This is a genomic window from Lysinibacillus sp. RU7, from assembly GCF_057837305.1.
In genome coordinates, this window is the sequence record NZ_JBYQFK010000001.1 from 243,903 (window position 1) to 260,862 (window position 16,960).

Annotated in this window: 31 protein-coding genes; 30 read left to right on the forward strand and 1 reads right to left on the reverse strand. The window is 37.5% G+C overall.

Going from position 1 to position 16,960, the window contains the following annotated elements; genetic code table 11:
• The first annotated feature begins 2 nt into the window (after positions 1-2).
• The 9 genes from AC3II9_RS01235 (at position 3) to AC3II9_RS01275 (ending at position 4,783) form a co-directional block, all read left to right on the forward strand.
• On the forward strand, positions 3-134 hold the full coding sequence (locus AC3II9_RS01235) for a hypothetical protein (RefSeq protein WP_489152665.1): 132 nt from the start codon (positions 3-5) through the stop codon (positions 132-134).
• A gap of 277 nt (positions 135-411) precedes the next feature.
• Complete coding sequence (locus AC3II9_RS01240; RefSeq protein ID WP_489152666.1) at positions 412-1,353, forward strand: rolling circle replication-associated protein; 942 nt, start codon at positions 412-414, stop codon at positions 1,351-1,353.
• Complete coding sequence (locus tag AC3II9_RS01245; protein WP_489152667.1) at positions 1,304-2,068, forward strand: ParA family protein; 765 nt, start codon at positions 1,304-1,306, stop codon at positions 2,066-2,068. The genes AC3II9_RS01240 and AC3II9_RS01245 overlap by 50 nt, the downstream gene beginning before the upstream one ends.
• Before the next feature lie 29 nt (positions 2,069-2,097).
• On the forward strand, positions 2,098-3,066 hold the full coding sequence (locus tag AC3II9_RS01250) for a ParB/RepB/Spo0J family partition protein (protein ID WP_489152668.1): 969 nt from the start codon (positions 2,098-2,100) through the stop codon (positions 3,064-3,066).
• A gap of 39 nt (positions 3,067-3,105) precedes the next feature.
• Positions 3,106-3,345, forward strand: a complete 240-nt coding sequence (locus AC3II9_RS01255; protein WP_489152669.1) for a DUF2187 family protein — start codon at positions 3,106-3,108, stop codon at positions 3,343-3,345.
• 19 nt (positions 3,346-3,364) lie between these two features.
• Positions 3,365-3,613 carry a hypothetical protein gene (locus tag AC3II9_RS01260; protein WP_489152670.1) on the forward strand — a complete coding sequence of 83 codons (249 nt, stop codon included), beginning with the start codon at positions 3,365-3,367 and terminating at the stop codon, positions 3,611-3,613.
• A gap of 15 nt (positions 3,614-3,628) precedes the next feature.
• Positions 3,629-3,766 (forward strand): hypothetical protein, encoded by a 138-nt coding sequence (locus AC3II9_RS01265; RefSeq protein WP_489152671.1) that lies wholly within the window; start codon positions 3,629-3,631, stop codon positions 3,764-3,766.
• 5 nt (positions 3,767-3,771) lie between these two features.
• Positions 3,772-4,200: a hypothetical protein gene (locus tag AC3II9_RS01270; protein ID WP_489152672.1), complete on the forward strand. Its 429-nt coding sequence runs from the start codon at positions 3,772-3,774 to the stop codon at positions 4,198-4,200.
• 13 nt (positions 4,201-4,213) lie between these two features.
• A complete protein-coding gene (locus AC3II9_RS01275) occupies positions 4,214-4,783 on the forward strand; it encodes a hypothetical protein (RefSeq protein ID WP_489152673.1) in 570 nt (189 codons plus the stop codon).
• Between the two features lie 305 nt (positions 4,784-5,088).
• On the opposite strand, the gene AC3II9_RS01280 is transcribed toward AC3II9_RS01275, so the two are convergent.
• The gene (locus AC3II9_RS01280) at positions 5,089-5,229 is read right to left on the reverse strand and encodes a hypothetical protein (protein WP_489152767.1); all 141 of its coding nucleotides are present in this window, start codon (positions 5,227-5,229) and stop codon (positions 5,089-5,091) included.
• On the opposite strand from AC3II9_RS01280, the gene AC3II9_RS01285 reads away from it, so the two are divergent.
• The 21 genes from AC3II9_RS01285 (at position 5,192) to gpG (ending at position 16,789) form a co-directional block, all read left to right on the forward strand.
• Positions 5,192-5,398: a hypothetical protein gene (locus AC3II9_RS01285; protein ID WP_489152674.1), complete on the forward strand. Its 207-nt coding sequence runs from the start codon at positions 5,192-5,194 to the stop codon at positions 5,396-5,398. The two genes, AC3II9_RS01280 and AC3II9_RS01285, sit on opposite strands and share 38 nt — an antisense overlap.
• A 115-nt stretch (positions 5,399-5,513) precedes the next feature.
• Entirely contained in the window at positions 5,514-5,699 is a 186-nt protein-coding gene (locus AC3II9_RS01290; protein ID WP_489152675.1) for a hypothetical protein, read from the forward strand.
• Positions 5,700-5,787: 88 nt separating this feature from the next.
• Positions 5,788-5,946: a hypothetical protein gene (locus AC3II9_RS01295; protein ID WP_489152676.1), complete on the forward strand. Its 159-nt coding sequence runs from the start codon at positions 5,788-5,790 to the stop codon at positions 5,944-5,946.
• A 57-nt stretch (positions 5,947-6,003) separates the two neighbouring features.
• Complete coding sequence (locus AC3II9_RS01300; protein WP_489152677.1) at positions 6,004-6,159, forward strand: hypothetical protein; 156 nt, start codon at positions 6,004-6,006, stop codon at positions 6,157-6,159.
• 24 nt (positions 6,160-6,183) lie between these two features.
• Positions 6,184-6,423, forward strand: coding sequence for a hypothetical protein (locus AC3II9_RS01305; RefSeq protein ID WP_489152678.1), 240 nt, complete (start codon positions 6,184-6,186; stop codon positions 6,421-6,423).
• A gap of 51 nt (positions 6,424-6,474) precedes the next feature.
• On the forward strand, positions 6,475-6,927 hold the full coding sequence (locus AC3II9_RS01310) for a hypothetical protein (RefSeq protein WP_489152679.1): 453 nt from the start codon (positions 6,475-6,477) through the stop codon (positions 6,925-6,927).
• A gap of 7 nt (positions 6,928-6,934) precedes the next feature.
• Positions 6,935-7,306: a hypothetical protein gene (locus AC3II9_RS01315; RefSeq protein ID WP_489152680.1), complete on the forward strand. Its 372-nt coding sequence runs from the start codon at positions 6,935-6,937 to the stop codon at positions 7,304-7,306.
• 140 nt (positions 7,307-7,446) lie between these two features.
• Positions 7,447-7,764 carry a hypothetical protein gene (locus AC3II9_RS01320; protein WP_489152681.1) on the forward strand — a complete coding sequence of 106 codons (318 nt, stop codon included), beginning with the start codon at positions 7,447-7,449 and terminating at the stop codon, positions 7,762-7,764.
• Positions 7,765-8,078: 314 nt separating this feature from the next.
• Positions 8,079-8,459, forward strand: coding sequence for an HNH endonuclease (locus tag AC3II9_RS01325; protein WP_489152682.1), 381 nt, complete (start codon positions 8,079-8,081; stop codon positions 8,457-8,459).
• Between the two features lie 125 nt (positions 8,460-8,584).
• Positions 8,585-9,112, forward strand: coding sequence for a phage terminase small subunit P27 family (locus AC3II9_RS01330; RefSeq protein ID WP_489152683.1), 528 nt, complete (start codon positions 8,585-8,587; stop codon positions 9,110-9,112).
• The gene (locus tag AC3II9_RS01335; RefSeq protein WP_489152684.1) at positions 9,109-10,812 is read left to right on the forward strand and encodes a terminase large subunit; all 1,704 of its coding nucleotides are present in this window, start codon (positions 9,109-9,111) and stop codon (positions 10,810-10,812) included. Before AC3II9_RS01330 ends, AC3II9_RS01335 begins: the two co-directional genes overlap by 4 nt.
• Positions 10,813-10,827: 15 nt before the next feature.
• Positions 10,828-12,045 carry a phage portal protein gene (locus AC3II9_RS01340; RefSeq protein WP_489152685.1) on the forward strand — a complete coding sequence of 406 codons (1,218 nt, stop codon included), beginning with the start codon at positions 10,828-10,830 and terminating at the stop codon, positions 12,043-12,045.
• Complete coding sequence (locus AC3II9_RS01345) at positions 12,042-12,833, forward strand: head maturation protease, ClpP-related (protein ID WP_489152686.1); 792 nt, start codon at positions 12,042-12,044, stop codon at positions 12,831-12,833. The genes AC3II9_RS01340 and AC3II9_RS01345 overlap by 4 nt, the downstream gene beginning before the upstream one ends.
• Positions 12,834-12,977: 144 nt before the next feature.
• Positions 12,978-14,111, forward strand: a complete 1,134-nt coding sequence (locus AC3II9_RS01350) for a phage major capsid protein (RefSeq protein WP_489152768.1) — start codon at positions 12,978-12,980, stop codon at positions 14,109-14,111.
• A gap of 45 nt (positions 14,112-14,156) precedes the next feature.
• Positions 14,157-14,387, forward strand: coding sequence for a hypothetical protein (locus AC3II9_RS01355; RefSeq protein ID WP_489152687.1), 231 nt, complete (start codon positions 14,157-14,159; stop codon positions 14,385-14,387).
• A complete protein-coding gene (locus tag AC3II9_RS01360; RefSeq protein ID WP_489152688.1) occupies positions 14,387-14,716 on the forward strand; it encodes a head-tail connector protein in 330 nt (109 codons plus the stop codon). Before AC3II9_RS01355 ends, AC3II9_RS01360 begins: the two co-directional genes overlap by 1 nt.
• Positions 14,694-15,032 carry a phage head closure protein gene (locus AC3II9_RS01365; protein ID WP_489152689.1) on the forward strand — a complete coding sequence of 113 codons (339 nt, stop codon included), beginning with the start codon at positions 14,694-14,696 and terminating at the stop codon, positions 15,030-15,032. Before AC3II9_RS01360 ends, AC3II9_RS01365 begins: the two co-directional genes overlap by 23 nt.
• Positions 15,033-15,455, forward strand: a complete 423-nt coding sequence (locus AC3II9_RS01370) for an HK97-gp10 family putative phage morphogenesis protein (RefSeq protein WP_489152690.1) — start codon at positions 15,033-15,035, stop codon at positions 15,453-15,455.
• The gene (locus tag AC3II9_RS01375; RefSeq protein WP_489152691.1) at positions 15,452-15,796 is read left to right on the forward strand and encodes a hypothetical protein; all 345 of its coding nucleotides are present in this window, start codon (positions 15,452-15,454) and stop codon (positions 15,794-15,796) included. The genes AC3II9_RS01370 and AC3II9_RS01375 overlap by 4 nt, the downstream gene beginning before the upstream one ends.
• An 18-nt stretch (positions 15,797-15,814) precedes the next feature.
• Entirely contained in the window at positions 15,815-16,399 is a 585-nt protein-coding gene (locus tag AC3II9_RS01380; protein ID WP_489152692.1) for a major tail protein, read from the forward strand.
• Between the two features lie 72 nt (positions 16,400-16,471).
• Complete coding sequence (gpG, locus tag AC3II9_RS01385; protein ID WP_489152693.1) at positions 16,472-16,789, forward strand: phage tail assembly chaperone G; 318 nt, start codon at positions 16,472-16,474, stop codon at positions 16,787-16,789.
• Positions 16,790-16,960: the final 171 nt, after the last annotated feature.

Sequence of the window (16,960 nt, forward strand, 5' to 3'; positions counted from 1 at the left end):
TAATGTTAAGTGAATGTCTTTTAGATATTTTAGGTGATTATTTCGTTGCGCGGCAACTAGAAAAACAAGGTTGGGAGTTTCATGAATTTGTAGGGGCTTGGCAGCAAGGATATATCGAGTTTGAACAAAAATAGGACCAGTTGCTGGAACAACAGGTCCATAAATATAAAACAGAAAATGAAGCCTTTGTGTATCATCACAGGGGCTTTACACTTACAAAAATAAAAAGTGCCGCACATCGCTCTGACCAGCTCGCGCGGCTCGTTTGACTATTGCCAAACAACCTACAGCTATTATAAAGCTTTTCATGGCGGATAGTCAATTAGCGTCCTTGTAATGGATATTAGATTTACGACCACGGCAAATATCTAACAAGACTAATAGATTATTAATGTGCGGGAGAGAGTAGCCATGAAGAAAAGAAAAAAACAAACGAAGCATGTGTTAGAAGTGTACGAGGAAGCGTATGGCGAATCGGAAATCACAAAGATGCATGAAGATGGTTTACTGGATAAAGTTATAGCGGGATATCGTGTGAAAAGTATTTGGAGTGGTGCTGTTTTAGAAGTAGAAGCATATCCGTACTGGAAAGTTCCCCAAGGTAAACGTGCGAAAAGAGACAAAAATAGCAGTAAGGCACAAGAAAAGCTGAATGAAAAAAATAGGCAGAAGCATGTAGCTAGATTAATTAATGCAAATTTCTGCGAGTACAACGATTTGTATATGACATACACATACGCAGATGTTCATGTACCAGCAGACTATGATCAAGCGAAAAAAGATATGGTGAATCTTGTGCGACGTATGAAACGTTGGCTAAGGAAACAGACGGAGTATGAAAACTTTGAACTGAAATATATTTATTCCACCGAACACACAAGAAACGGAGAAAAAGTGCGCGCTCATCATCACATGGTAACAAATTTCCCAGATAGAGAAGTAGCGGAAGAACTGTGGAATAAAGGGTTAGCTAATTCAAAGCGTTTGAAAGCGAATGATTTTGGATTCACGGGACTTGGGATGTATTTAGTCAAAGAAAAGGGGCCGAAAACAGCAAAGGGCTATACGCCTAGTCGTAATTTAAAACAACCTACAGTTACAGTATCAGATAAAAAATTGACACGTAGACGCGCTGCCAAAATAGCAATAGAAGAAATCAGTGCGCAAGAAATATTTGAAAAAATGTATAAAAATTATCAGTTCAAAAAAATGGAAGTGTCATTTTCAGAATACGTAAGTGGAGCATACCTGTACGTACAAATGAAACGGATAGAAGATGTCACGAAAAGGAGAAGAAAAATATATGACGATGAAGACGGTCAGCATAATCAACTTAAAAGGCGGCGTAGCTAAAACCATTTCATCTATTAATATTGCGTATACGTTAGTAAAAAAACACGGTAAAAGAGTGTTGCTGATCGATAACGATAAGCAAGGGAACACGTCGAAGTTTTTCGATTTACACGGGTATGAGGATAAGAGTATAGCAGATTTGTTAACGGAGCGCGGCTTAGACATAAAGAGTGTCATCAAAGAAACAGCATATGAGCGATTAGACGTGATACCAGCCAACATGAACCTGCTGCGTGCCAATAAAGAAATATTGCTAGATGTATCAAGACCGCAACAAACGCGATTGAGCAAATATTTACGACAACTAGAAGGCGAATACGATTACTGCATCATCGACAATGCGCCAGACATCAATATGAGTGTAATTAACGCGCTTGTTGCGTCTGACGATGTTTTAGTGCCGATTAAGGTCGATAAATTTGCATTTGATGGCTTGGAGCAGTTAGTGGAGCAAATTGAAGATGTAAAAGAGTTTAACGATAAGCTCGTTTTTCGAGGCTGCTTCATTACGATGTTTCAAAAGAACGGTGTCAACATTCAAGGTGGGGAATATTTGAATTCATACACAGATTATCCACTTTTCCACACAAAAATTCGTAAAACGGTGAAGGTGGATGAGACAACATTCGCCGGGAAACCACTTTTAGATTACAAAAAGACAACTGCTGGCGAAGACTACGAGGCGCTTGTCAATGAATATCTACAAATGTGTTAGTTTCGGACACAAAAAGGAGGGACAAACACATGAAATTTAATTTAAACCAATTAATGAACGACAAATCGAAGGAAGCAGGAGAAAAGGAAGGGGTTGTGTTCAAAATAGAACACATCTCCATCGATAAACTACGACCATCTGAAATGAATAAATACACTGTTCACGATGTAGCGGAATTAAAAGCAAGTATTGAATTAATGGGGCTACAACAAAATTTATTAGTCCGTAAACAGGTGGATTATTTTGAAGTGATTAGCGGGCATAGGCGTTTAAAAGCTATGAAAGAGCTATTCGATGAAGGCAATGAACAATTCAAGAAGATACCTTGCAAAATAATCGCATCTACGGATGATATACAGGCAGAATTGCAACTTATATTGGCCAATGCAACGGCACGTGAATTATCGGACTATGAAAAAACATATCAGGCAGCGCGGCTACAAGAGTTGCTAAAGGATTTAAAAAGAAGCGGCTATAAATTTACCGGAAGAACAAGAGAGATCGTCGCGCAGCTCATGAATGTATCGTCTTCACAAGTAGCTCGCATGGAGAGCATCAATAAAAATCTCACGCCAGATCTAAAGGATGAATTTAGCGAGGGGAATATAAACATCACCACTGCATACGAACTATCGAAGTTGCCAGAAGAACAGCAACAAGAAGCAGCAGAGGAACACAAGGAAGGTAAATCATTAACGCCTACAATCGCAAAAGAAAAGCGCTTAGAGTCAGAGCAAAAAGAAAAACGCATAACGCACGAACTTAAAATCCATCCAGCGCCGTTTGAAGCGGTTTTAAAAGGACTGAAGACTTTCGAGTATAGATTCAACAATCGTTCGTATCGAGAGGGCGACACCTTGAAGCTGAATGAATATGATCCAGACAAAATGCTTTATACAGGTCGCGCGGTAGAAGCAAAGGTCACTTACTTACTGGAAGGTGGACAGTTGGGTATTCCGGAAGATTACGTCCTCATGAGCATTAAAAAAATAAGGTAAAAGGCAGGATTGAGCATTAACAAGAAAGGGTGATTTTTTATGGCAAAAGCAAAACCGGGCGACGTCATTGAATGGGAGGACAGGAAAACGAAAGTTGCTCTAACAGGCATAGTGCGTAAGTTGCTCGAAAAATCGGTCATTGTAGACATATGCGGAACGGATGACGCGACCGTCGTTTCGCATAAGCGTTACGAAATCATTAGCGAGGGAATCGATGCGGCTGCTGTGCCAACTAAACAGCATCCACACAGACGGAAATACCCTAGCAAACAAAAATAAGAGCGAGGGGGCTGGCATTATGTCAATTGCTCAGTTAAATATGTTTGATTATGACACCATCATAAAGAAAAATGACTGTATTTTTAGAAAAATTGATGCGCTGCAACCAGGGGACTCGTTATATGTTGAGGATATTAAAATCGAGCGCACCGAAAAGTTTTACATCGTGGAAAAAGAAATGGATTTCGAGGAAGTTTTTCGTAATGTAGAGCGCTGCTATGAATTTGTGAACCGAAATTTATTGGCGTTACCATACCAGGAGTTATGAAAGGAGCAATCAGATATGGAAGAGACGTTAACGCGAGAGGAATTAATTATGTACTTGCAAACTTTTAATGCAAAGAATTATGCAGATTCATATTTCGAGACGCTAACTGATGAGGAATTGCTAAAACTTTATAACGAAAAAATCGGAGGGTGATAGTTATGAATAGAGCAGAAAGACGTCGTTTTGAACGTGATTTAAAAAGCCCAAGAACGTCCGGCGGAAGATGGATTCAAGTATCTTCACCAGCACAAAAAAATTACGGACGCGGCTGGGTAAACGAAATGAATGTAGCATTACGGGAGGCCTGTATGCTTGAAATATTAAATAAACGAATGGTAACAACGAGGAAAGAACATGAATGCTATGGTTGCACTGGAATAATAAAGAAGGGCGAAAAATCTGTATATGTGCGCGGCAAAGAAGATTACCAGAGAGTTAATTTCCATCTACATCCAAATTGTCATGTTAAAGTGGTTAAACAAAAATTATTTATAGAAGGTTTTATAAAAGGTGCAGTCAAGTATGATGAAAATTCACTTGATGATTTTAGTTTAGATGAAACGGATAATGAGAATTTTTCATTTTGAAAGAAGGTGTGTTATGACCACGGTTGAAGAGGCAATTATGAATAACCAACAAATAATTGAACTGATAGTTGCGATTGCATCAGAGGTTGCATCTGAAAAAGCGATAGAAGAATACCAAAAGAAAAAGAAATCTATCGAGCAAGAAGAAAAAAACAAACGATTACACAATGTAGAAGAGTTGTTAAAAAGCTATATTATGCTGAAAGAATATGTGAAGCGTATTGACGAAAAAGCAAAAGCATCTATATCTAGTTCCGTTGTTATGAAAGAAACAGAAAGTTTGATTGAATTACTCGAATTTTCGGATGATATTGTTGGGGCGATTAAAGAAAGTTCGCAAAGAACTATAGTCATGATAAGGCATATGGACAGCGCTTTAGAAGCTTTGGAATTTATTTATAAGCGTGAAAATAATGAAAGAGACTTTAATATTTTGAAGAAGCGCTATGTAGATGCGACTATGCCAGCAGAATTGGCAGAGTTTTATCAATTCAACAAACGTACTATTCAGAAAATATTAAGCAGAGTAAGAGCGCGGTATTCAGTTTTATTGTTTGGTATATATGGGGTGAAGCTGGAATGATAAGGGCGCAAAATGGGCGCCACATGGGCATACCTTATGTGTTATGATGGTAGTGTGATATTTTTGTACACATCGCATGATCCATTTATTTTATGCACAAAAATAAAACGAAAACTATATCTTTTCCATAGTTGATTATGCGATTTGCTTTTTAATGTGAGGCAGTGGCGGAATAGGTAGACGCAATGATGGTTACGTAAAAGAACCGCTTTCCTAATCTGGGTTGTAACGTAGTCGCTTGATTCAATTGCGGGTAAACATCAAGCTTGCAAGGTTAGATTCCTTGCCTGTCTCTTAAAAATATTTCACAGTCGTACCATTTCGGTACGGCTTTTTATTATCAAAATTATATTACTGTTATCATCTTCCAGTTCATTTACAATTGTAAATGGATGGGAGGTGAAATAAATGTTTGAAGTAACATTATGTTTAGATGACCACGAAATGCTATCTTTTGAAACTTCCGATGCTTACGGAACGCTTAAATTAGCACAAGAAAGCGACATCGTGATTGGTGTTGAAGGTGTGTTTAAATACGATAGTCATAAGTGGAATAATTACACGGTTGATGGTGGTTATAAACAAGAATTGATTATTTATATTGAAAAAATATAAAGAATACATAAAAGGTCGTGCCAATTGCGGTACGGCTTTTTATTATATCAAAATTGTATCATTTGTTCTTATTTCCATTTCATTTACAATTGTAGGTGGATGGGAGGTGTTGATAATGAGTAAACATATTACGGGTGAATTAGAGTGTGGGTGCGGTAAAGTTGTGCGATGGATAATACCGCATAATATAAAAATGGATAGCAACGAAAATCCAGAATGGTATGCAGTAGGCGAACGTGTAGTTGTTGATAAAAATAATCAAGTTAAATGCGACTGCGGTTTAAAACATGATATTAAATAATACGATAAGTCTCACTCAATCGAGTGGGGCTTTTTATAAACCTTGTGATAATGTATTAATAAATACTTCTCAATGAAGAGGTGAAAAGATGAAATACTTACACAGGCTCATTTCCTTTTTCGGATATGCTTTAGGTGGCGCTGAAGCGTGTTTAAAATATGGATGCAAAGAATGTTGCAGCAGTAATCCTGTTGAACATATGAAGTTCCAACGTACAGACTGGATATCGAAAGTAAATGATAAATAATTTTAAGTCACGTTCAAACGAGCGGGGCTTTTTATATTGCTTGAAAGGGTGAATGAAATGGATAAAGAAGTAGTCTTAAAACCTTTAGAACGTTTAATCACTTTATTAAGAAACACTCAATATGAACCTGAAGCATTGAAGGTTAAAGAAGAAATCGATGAGCTTTGGGAAGAGGAAAAGTTTCAATTTTATGCAAACAATATTTGGGATTAATCTGTGGAAGGCGAGGTGAACGTCATGAGTAGATTCAATGTAAAACGTAGCTACAAACAATTAATGGCTGAACGTAATGCATTAGAACATTTTATCGCACACAAGAAAGTAACAACGCACACTGGAGAATTAACAGTAAGGCAAGTCGCTGAACTACGTTCTGATGAAGCTTTGCTTAAACAAATCAATCAAGACATTGAAAGAGCGCGTGAAGTACTTCAGATGGATTGTAAAGATGTTTACGGAAAGGCGAGGCGAACATGATGCGCATTCTAGGCGTAATAATGAACGTTTAAGCGATAAGGAGGAAATAGCGTGGCTTTTAATACAGTTGTTTCGTTTCAATGTAGTTGTGGAGAAATGTTAAGCACAACATTTAACACTGAACTTTTCAATTATCATCAATGTAACTGTTCGAAATGCGGAACAATATATGAAGTTTCGAGACCAGTTATCGATATACGAACGAACTTTTCAATAAGCGATAAAGTTTGGTTATTTGAAAATGGTTTCTCTGACGAAAAGGTAGAGATGCCTAAAGTTGACGAAAGTGTATTGCGAGCAATGCACGAACAATACCTCAAACAAGTAGCAGAAAACAGTAAACCTATTTTTGATTTGATAGAAGAAAGAGACGCAAAACTTAAGGCGATTTTAGAATCTGTTATGTTGCACTGTAATATTAAAATCGAAAGTCCAGAAGAATTTATGAAACTTTTAGAGCAACATGTACAAGAGCTTTCTTCATCAGAAAGAGCGGGAAGGTGAAGAGGAAATGAAACGACCGTATCAATTTAAAGCGCAATGCTTAGTTTGCGACCACAAAGGAACGGTATTGCACAACAGTAAAGAGGAATATCAGGAAGTGACTATTTGTCCTAAATGCAATGGCGCATTCGTTGATACTTGGAAGCTGCACAAATACCGAAACAACCAAATCGAAGTCATGATGACTAATCCAAATAAACCACCAAATATTAAACTGAATGGTCAAACTATCGAAGGTATTATCGAACTTCAATACAATTACGTAACAAAAGACGATGAATCACCAGGACAACATAATTTCATTGTTAAGTATTGTGATAAAGAATCGAATGTTGTTCGTACTGTCGGAACCAATAAAATTTGGAGGGATAAAGAATGAATGCAAACTTCATGATTATTGAATGCCAACAAGGTCATAGATTTAGGTTCGGATTGTTAGATGATGGATATAGCAAATGTCCTCGTTGCGATACCTTATTAGGCAATCCTTATTATGCACCACGAGAACAGGTGCAGCAGTTGACTCGTATCGGTCGAGCATGGCAAGAGAAGCATAGGGCTGAATCAAATAAACCTAAACAATCAATCCAAATCGACGTTGATATAGACACAAACAAAATGCAATTAAAGTTACGAGCAATTGCAAAGCACGCTGAAGCATTAGCAGATGAGTTAGATGCGATTGATAATGGTTGGCAATGTGAATGTGGTTCGACTGAATACACAACAACATTCGAAGATAACTTCCTTAAAGACAATGAGTGTAACGGTTGTGGAAAGAATTTTAGTTTCCCTATTGATGATGAACTACCAACACGCTTAGAAGGTAGTGAATAATATGGAACCAATTTATACAAAGTGCGACAACTCATGTGGACAAAGCTTTCATGTAAAACATTTAAAGACAGACAAACTTCATAACAATATCGAGAAGACATACTTCAACTGTCCTAATTGTGGATGTGAGTATGTCTGTTTTTATACAGACGATCAAATCAGGCAACTTCAAAATGAGCAACACAATATTAAAAACAAGCTTAAAAGAAAACGGATTAACATTTTCGAGAAAAACGGTTTAATGTTCAAATTGGATAAGTTGAACAAGGAGGTTAAAAAGTGTATGAGTTCACTTAAACAAGAGGTTGAAAAGCATGAACCAAAAACCTTTACGTCCATGTAACAAACCTGGATGCGGCAACCTTACGCGAAAAGGATATTGCGAATCACATTTGAATACCAAATCTGAAAACAATCGCTACTACGATAAGTACCATCGTAATAAAAAGCACGACCAATTTTATCATTCGGCAGCTTGGATTAAATGTCGTGATTATATTCGCATTCGTGATAACGGTTTGTGCCAGCATTGTTTAGCTGATAAACGAATCACAGTCGGTGTCATTGTGGACCACATCATCCCATTGTCTGTTGACTGGTCAAAGCGATTGGAAGAAGACAACTTACAATTGCTATGCGGTGGTTGTCACAACATTAAAACGAAAGAAGATTTACAGAAATACGGGAAATCATAGGGTAGCCCCCCTCCATTTCAATATAGAGAGGTCAATGCCCCTACACCGGTTGCCCGTTTTCCGTGCAGAAAAATCCGTTTTTGAAAAATTTTTTTATAGTAAAAAATCGAAAGTGAGGTGATAGCATGGCAGGGAGAAATAAGCAACCGTTACAAGTGATCATTGGAAAAGGTCGTTCCAATCATTTAACAAAAGACGAAATGAAAAGACGTCAAGATCATGAAGAAAAAATGAGAGGTCCGACAGAAAATATTGTTCCACCTTCATATTTAACTGCAGCTCAAAAAAAGGAGTTTGTAACGATTGCTGAAAAGTTAGTTGCATTAGATATTTTTAGTGAGCTCGATGTAGATACTTTAGCGCGGTACTTGGACTCTAAGCATCAATATTTGCAACTGGTAAAAGAGATGCGGAAGATGAAACCTACTATAACTTTAGAGGACGAAAAAGACGGGAAAATAATTCGAACAACGATAGCCAATGACGATTATCCGAAATTAGCACGTGTAAAAAGAGGGTTTTTCAGTGAGTGTCGTGCGGCTGCAACTGATCTAGGCCTATCTATCACATCTCGCTTGAAATTAGTTATTCCAGAACCAGTAAACAGACCTGGAAAGAGCGAAGCGGAAAAACGCTTCGGTGGTAGGCTGTGAATTGGGTATTAGAGCGCGTCTTTAATTACTGCGATGATATTCTAAACGGTCAAATTAATGCTTGTATAAAACATAAATGGGCAGTAAAACGCTTCTTAAAAGATTACGAGGATTGTCAAAATGATGACAGTCCTTTTTATTTTGATGAAGAAGTAGCAGAAGATTTTTATTGGTGGGCTCATGAATTTAAACACGTTGAAGGTGTATTAGCAGAACAAAACGTTGAATTAACTGACTTTCAGTTATTCATATCGGTTAATATTTTTTGCTTTAAAAAGAAACGTAACGGAGCACGTCGTTTTCGTAAAGTTTATATCCAGTTGGCCAGAAAAAATGCTAAATCACAGTTTTTAGCGATTGTGGGTTCTTATATTGCTTTTTTAGGTAACGAAAAACAGCGTATGTACATTGCAGGTTGGCAAAAAGATCAATCGGATGAGGTATATGTCGCTGTTCGAGATGGGATTAATTCTAGTGAACTTTTAGATGGCAAATGGAAAGAAGCTTACGGAAAAATTGAGGTTTTTAAAAATGGTTCTGTTATTGTTCCACTGTCTCGCGAAACCCGTAAAACAGGTGATGGTAAAAACCCATCTGTGGGCATTGTTGATGAATATCACAACCATTTGACATCCGAAATTTACGATGTACTGCAATCAGGGATGGTAGCACGTAAAGAGCCTTTAATGTTTGTCATTACGACAGCTGGTTTTGATTTAAGTCGACCGTGCTTTATTGAATATGAATACGTTAGTCGTATTTTGAATCCTGATGATGATACAGAAAACGATGATTATTTTGCCATTATCTGCGAACTTGATCCTGGCGATGACATTAAGGACGAAAGCAACTGGATAAAAGCAAATCCCATTGTAGCTACTTATGAAGAAGGACTTGAATCGATTCGTTCGGATCTAAAGACAGCGCTAGATGTCCCTGAAAAAATGCGTGCTTTTTTAACGAAAACTATGAATGTGTGGGTGGATATGAAAGAAGGAGGCTTTATTCCAGCTAACAAGTGGAAGGCTTGTGAAATTGAAGAGTTTGATATAAACGGTCGAGATGTTTATATCGGTGTCGATTTATCTAAGAAAATTGACTTAACATCTGTTGGCTATGTTTTCCCAACAGATTACGGTTTCCATGTTGGCCAACATTCGTTTATGCCACAAGATACATTGAATGAAAGACGCGCAAAAGATAAAGTACCATACGATTTGTGGGTGGAAGAAGGTTGGATGGATGTAACGCCTGGTGCAGTAGTCGATTATGCATATGTGGAACAATGGATAATGAATTTTATCAATGACTACGAATTAAATGTTATTCTCTTCTGCTATGATCCATATGGCGCTACACAGTTCGCGCAAAATATGGAAAATTACGGGCTCATCACTGTGGAGGTCCGACAAGGTTTTCCGACTTTATCGGAGCCTACAAAGGACTTCAGGGATTATGTTTATCAAAGTACAAATACGCATAAAAAAATCACTCACGTAGGCGACAAAGTATTGTCATGGGCGGTAGGCAATGCAATAGCTGAAATGGCAGCGAATGAGAGTATTAAGCTCTCTAAAGCTAAATCAAGGGAAAGGATTGACCCGATAGCAGCTATTATTACAGCATTTGTACAAGCACGGCACGCAACTGTAGAAAGTGGAGACGGAAACATCAGCTTCATTTCAATTCATGATTTATAAGAGGGAGGTGAGAAAGTGAAACTATGGCAACGTACTAAAAGAGCAGCTTACATGGCATACGCAGGCTGGAAAGGCGCAACATGGGACTTTTCGAATTGGTTTGGACGAACCTTTTGGGGCATCGATAACAGCCAATTAGCAACAAATGAAACAATTTTTAGTGTTATTACTCGTTTGGCCAACACATTATCAACGTTACCAATTAAATTACATCAAAATTATGATGTGGTGATGAATCAAGCAGCTGATGTTTTGATAAATGAGCCGAATCAAAATATGAGTTCGTTCGATTTTATAAATGCATTAGAAGTAAGTAGGAATGAACACGGGAATGGGTACGCGGTTATTCTTCGTGACATTCGATTACAACCGATGGAAATTATTCCATTGGATCCGTCATGTGTTACTGAATTTATCAATAAAGATGATGGCTCTTTGTGGTACGAAGTTCGTGGAGAATCAAAAAAAATGTATGTTCACAATATGGATATGCTTCATGTTAAGCATATTCGTGGTCCCAATCGATTGCGCGGTTTAAACCCATTGAAAGTATTGGCCAATACAATCAAGTATGATAAGGCAGTACAAGAATTCTCTCTTTCTGAAATGGAGAAAAAAGAATCCTTCATTTTGAAATATGCGGCTAACGTGGATGATGACAAAAAAGGTCGTATTATTAATGATTTCAGACGTTTTTATGCTGAAAATGGCGGTATTTTGTTCCAAGAGCCGGGTGTCGAGATAAATGATCTTGAAAAAAAATACTTTGCTTCAGATACGTTAGCATCCGAGAAAATTACTCGTTCTCGTGTTGCTAACGTTTTTAATGTTCCTGTTTCTTTTTTAAATGAAACAGATGGTGGTACTTTCGGAAGTAATGAACAAGAGATGATTCGCTTTGTCCAGATGACTTTATCGCCGATTGTACGACAATATGAACATGAATTTAACCGAAAAATGCTCACCAAAGATGATAGAGCAGCAGGAAAGTACTTCAAATTCAACTTAGGCGGTCTGTTGCGAGGTGATACTGCAGCACGTACTGCGTTTTATCAAATGATGTTACGCTCGGCAGGAATGAAACCTAATGAGGTTCGACAGTTTGAAGATTTACCACCGGACAAATCTGAAATGGCCAACACGTTATGGATTAGCGGTGATTTATATCCAATCGATTTACCGATTAGTGAGCGTAAAAGTACAACTACATCGGGAGGAGGTGAAAAAGAGTGAAAAAAGCAATCAAATATCCGTTAAATTTTCAGTTTTTTGGTCAAAAAAAGAAAACCTTTTTTGAAATTAAGGCATCTGCAAATGGTAAATCAGCAGATATTTTTATTATGGGTGAAATCACAAAGTATGCCTGGGAAGAGTACGGGGAAATGTCTTCAGTAGTTTTTAAAGAAAAGTTAGACGAGTGCGGCGACATTTCAACAATTAATTTGTATGTAAACAGTCCAGGTGGTTCCGTTTTCGAAGGAATTGCTATTTCCAACATGCTAAAGCGTCATAAAGCTCGTGTTATTGGCTATGTAGATGCTCTAGCTGCATCAATTGCGGGATGTATTGTTGCGAGTTGTGACGAAGTTCATATGTACGCAAATAGCATGTGGATGGTTCATAATGCGTGGAATATAGTTGCCGGTAATGCAAATGAGTTACGGAAGGCTGCAGATGACTTAGACAGGATAAATGAAACACAAATCGAAACTTTCATGGCGAAAATCGGCGATAAAACGCCAGAAGAAGAAATCCGAGCGTTAATGGATGTGGAAACTTGGCTTTCGGCTCAACAAGCATATGATTTAGGACTATGTGACGTAATTGAAGGGGCTAATAATGCAGTTGCTTCTATCAATAAGGAGCATATTGAATTATTTAAAAACGTACCAGATGCATTCAAAGCGTTAATCGATAGGACACAACCAGTTGCACAAATGTCAAATAAAGAAAAAGCATTACGTGAAAAAATTCTTGCAGATTCTAAGGCGAATCTTGCTTATTTAGAAACTATTCTTTAAAAAAAATGGAGGTATTTGCACATGTCAAATGCAAAAAAACGTTTATTAAAACAGGTTGCACAAAAAAATGCACCGAAATTATTGTTACCACAATTAAACATTCAATTTTTTAGTGACAAAACACTTTATGAATTAAAGCAAGCTATGGCTACAATCGGTCAACAATTAAAGAAAGTGGAAAGTGAGCTTTCTGCTAAAGCCATTGATCCATCTGCATCAATCGAAGATATTCAAGCGCAACAAAAATCTAAAGAAGATTTACAAGCTCGCTTTAATGTCATCAAGCAACAGCATGATGAATTGGAAGCAGAACAAAAAGCAAAATTTGAACAACAACAAGCAATGAAACAAGCAACTCTAGGCGGCATTGAAGATCCTCAACAAAAAGTAATTGCTGCCAAAGCAGAACTTATTCGAGCAACTATGTTTAATAAACCAATTTCTTCGGAAGTACGAGCAGCATTAGGGGACGATTCAAGTACTGGTGGCGGAAAGTTCTTGCCTAAAACGGTATCAAATGAAATCATTATGGAACCACTAGCAACGAACCCGTTGCGTGGGAATTCGGCTGTTACACACATTACAAATCTAGAAATTCCAAAACTTAGCTATACTTTAGATGATGACGACTTTGTTGCCGACAAAGAAACTGCTAAAGAACTTAAATTAACTGGTGATACGGTATCTTTTGGTCGTTTTAAATTTAAAGTGTTTGCAGGTGTATCTGAAACAGTTTTAAACGGCACTGATACGGCATTAGTTATGCATGTTGAAAACGCATTGAAATCAGGTGTGGCAGCAAAAGAAAAGAAAGTAGCATTTACGAAAACACCGAAAACAGGCGAAGAACATATGAGTTTCTATCGCACAGGTCCAACAGCGTTAAAGCGTGTTAAAGGTCTAACTAAATACGAAGCTATTATTAATGCATATGCAGATTTACACGAAGATTATCGTGAAAATGCGAAAGTAGCCATGTCAAAAGTGGACTATCTTCAAATGATTAAAGAATTAGCAAATGGAAATGCCTCGTTGTATGCTGCACAACCAGAACAAATTCTAGGTATGCCAACTATTTTTGTTGATAGCGCTACAGAGCCGATTGTTGGTGACTTTAACTATTCTCATTTTAACTACGATTTAGACGAATTATTTGATCGTGCTAAAGATATCAAAACAGGCGTTGAACAGTTTGTTGTTACGGCATGGTTAGACCACCAAATTAAATTAGCTTCTGCATTCCGAATTGCTGAAGTAGATACAACTCCTGTTCCTTAATCAAAGGAATAGGGGTTTTTATTTTACCGAAAGAAGGTGAATTAAGTGTACAAAGTGATTAATCGGTTCCAAGAGAAGAATCATGATGGCCATGTTTACGAGGTAGGCGATACCTATCCAACTGCTGGTAAAAAGCTAGTTAAGGCTCGTGCTGAGTTTTTAACGAAGGTTCATGGCAATTACGGAGTAGCGTTTTTAGAAGTTATTGAAGGACCTAAAAAGACGTCTGCAAAATTCAATACAGTACCTTCTACAGAAGAAAAGAGTGATGAATAATGACAACATTACTCGATGAATTAAAAGAATATTTACGGATTGATGGGGATGATGAAAATCAATCCCTTTCTACTTTTCTGCAAACGGCCATTTTGGTATTAGAAAACGCCGGAGTAAAGCAGCCTAGCAATTACTATCTGATTGTGGATGGGAAAGACATTTTTGCACAACATCGTTTGGCTATTATGATGCTGGCAACTCATTACTATGAAAACCGTATTGTCTATAGTAGTGGCAACAAAAATGCTAATGTATTGCCTTACGGTTTACAATCAATGATTTTACAGCTGAAGTGGGTGAATCCAGATGAATTATCAGCACAACAATAACGCAGGTCGCATGAATAAACGTGTAACTTTTTTTAATCCTCCTGATCCTGAAGTCATTAATGGTTGGCCAAATGAAGAATGGACTAAACATGAAACGGTATGGGCGGAGTTAAAGACTGCAAAGGGTTACAAATTATTTAGTTCTGATGCAACACAATGGAAAGGGAAATGTGTTATTGGTATTCGTTATCGCAAAGATATTCATGAAAATATGCGTGTGCGTATTGCGGACAAAACTTACGAAATGGACTCACCACCAGTTAACGATAATGGTGATAATCAATGGCTCACAATCTTTTTAAAGGAGGTACCATAAATGCGAATAGAAATGCAGGGGATGGACGCTTTAATACAAAATTTAATAAACCTGCCATTAGAAGAAGCCGAAGAAAACAAAGCACTCAATGTGGCAGCTAAAGTGGTCAGAGAGGCAGTCATTGAGGAAGCGCCACAAGATGAAAGAGAAAATCTAAATCATGCTTCGATTAAAAATAATATAAAGGCTAAACGTGCAAAAGATGGAGAAGCAAAAGTTCACTCAGGCGGCGCTTATCATGCACACATAGTTGAACTTGGACGTTCTGGAGGAAGTAAAGAAGCGATTAAAAATGGAAAACGACAAATCGTATCTTGGGGACCTACAGCACCAAATCCGTTTTTTACTCGTGGTTTTGAAAAGAGTAAAACAGATGCTATTAATGCGATGGCTGATGAAATCAAGAAGGCAAAAAATTTATGATTGATATTGTGGATCATGTTGTAAATATTTTATCCTCTACTGGTTTGTCAGTATCTTTTAACTCTGTTCCGACAGGTTCAAGTATTCCTGACCAATACATTACCTTTTTGGAAATTGTATCTAATCCAGCATTAGAAGCTGCAGATAAGGAATTTGAAACGAAACGACTGATTCAAGTTAATATTTGGTCAAAGCCAGATTATTATCAACTTGTAGAAGATGTAAAAAAGCTTATGGAATCAGCCGGATACGAAAGAACTTTTGAACACGATGTACCAAAACAAATGGGCGACTCGCACTTTAACAAAGTATTGCGATTCGTCTTTTTTGATGAATATTAAATTTAGGAGGTCATGTAAATGGCTATTACACCGGTAAATGAAAAAACTAAAAAAATTAGTTTAAAGCGTTTGTATTATGCTTTAATGACGGATGAAGAAGCTGAAACACATGCGGCTGATGTAAAAGTATTAGATATGCCTATTTCTCTTACTCAAACACCCAATTTTTCCGAAGCGTCCCTGGATGCTGGTGATCGAGTTGCTGATTCAGAAGCGCAATTAGATTCTATCTCCATTAGTGGAGAAGTAGCCGACTTACCGACAGAAGTGCAGGCTGATTGGTATGGTCATAAATTATCTTCGGACGGTGGGTTAATTGTGAGCTCAAACGATTCTCCACGCTTTTTAGCGATTGGTTATGAATCGGGCTCAAAGCTTGTGTGGTACTACAAAGCAAAATTTAAACCAGGTGAGGAATCAGCAAACACTCGTAAAAAAGGTGAAACAAGCTATAAGACTGATACATTCAGTGGTGAAGCTATTCCTCTTAAAACAGGCGAATTAAAACATGTCGTGGATACACGTGACGATGGCGTTACAGCAACACCGGAGACATTCTTTGCATCGGTTAAAAAACCTACTGAAGCAGTACCTATTCCTTAAACAAGAAGTCCTTTCGAGGGCTTCTTTTCTTTTTATCAAATTAAAGTGACTAACGAAAAGGATGGATGAATTATGCAAATTACATTAAAAATCGAGGGTAAAGATAAAACTTTTGTGAACGATTTTGTGCCAGCTCGATTATTACGAGAAGCGTTAAAAGTAAATGAAGATATGGCTAATAAAAAAGATGATGGTACCAATAGCGTTGCAGATCAGCTAGATGACTTGGCGGAATTTGCTGTAAAAGTATTTCAACATCAATTCACATTAGATGAGCTATGGGACGGTATTGAGTTGAAACAATTCCAACATGAATTATCAAGAATATTTAATGAAGTACTAGGACTTGGCGGATTAGCATTTAAAGGGAACGAAGATGAGGGAAAGTAAGTAGATTAACGCCATATCAAAGCGTCAAAAAGTTCTATCGGGACTTATTAAAAGCCGGTTATAAACTCCACGAGATAGACGCGATGGACATTATTTTTTGGTACGAACTATACGCAGATGAAGAAGAAATAGAAGAAGTCACAGCCAACGACATCGATTGGTTGTGATTTT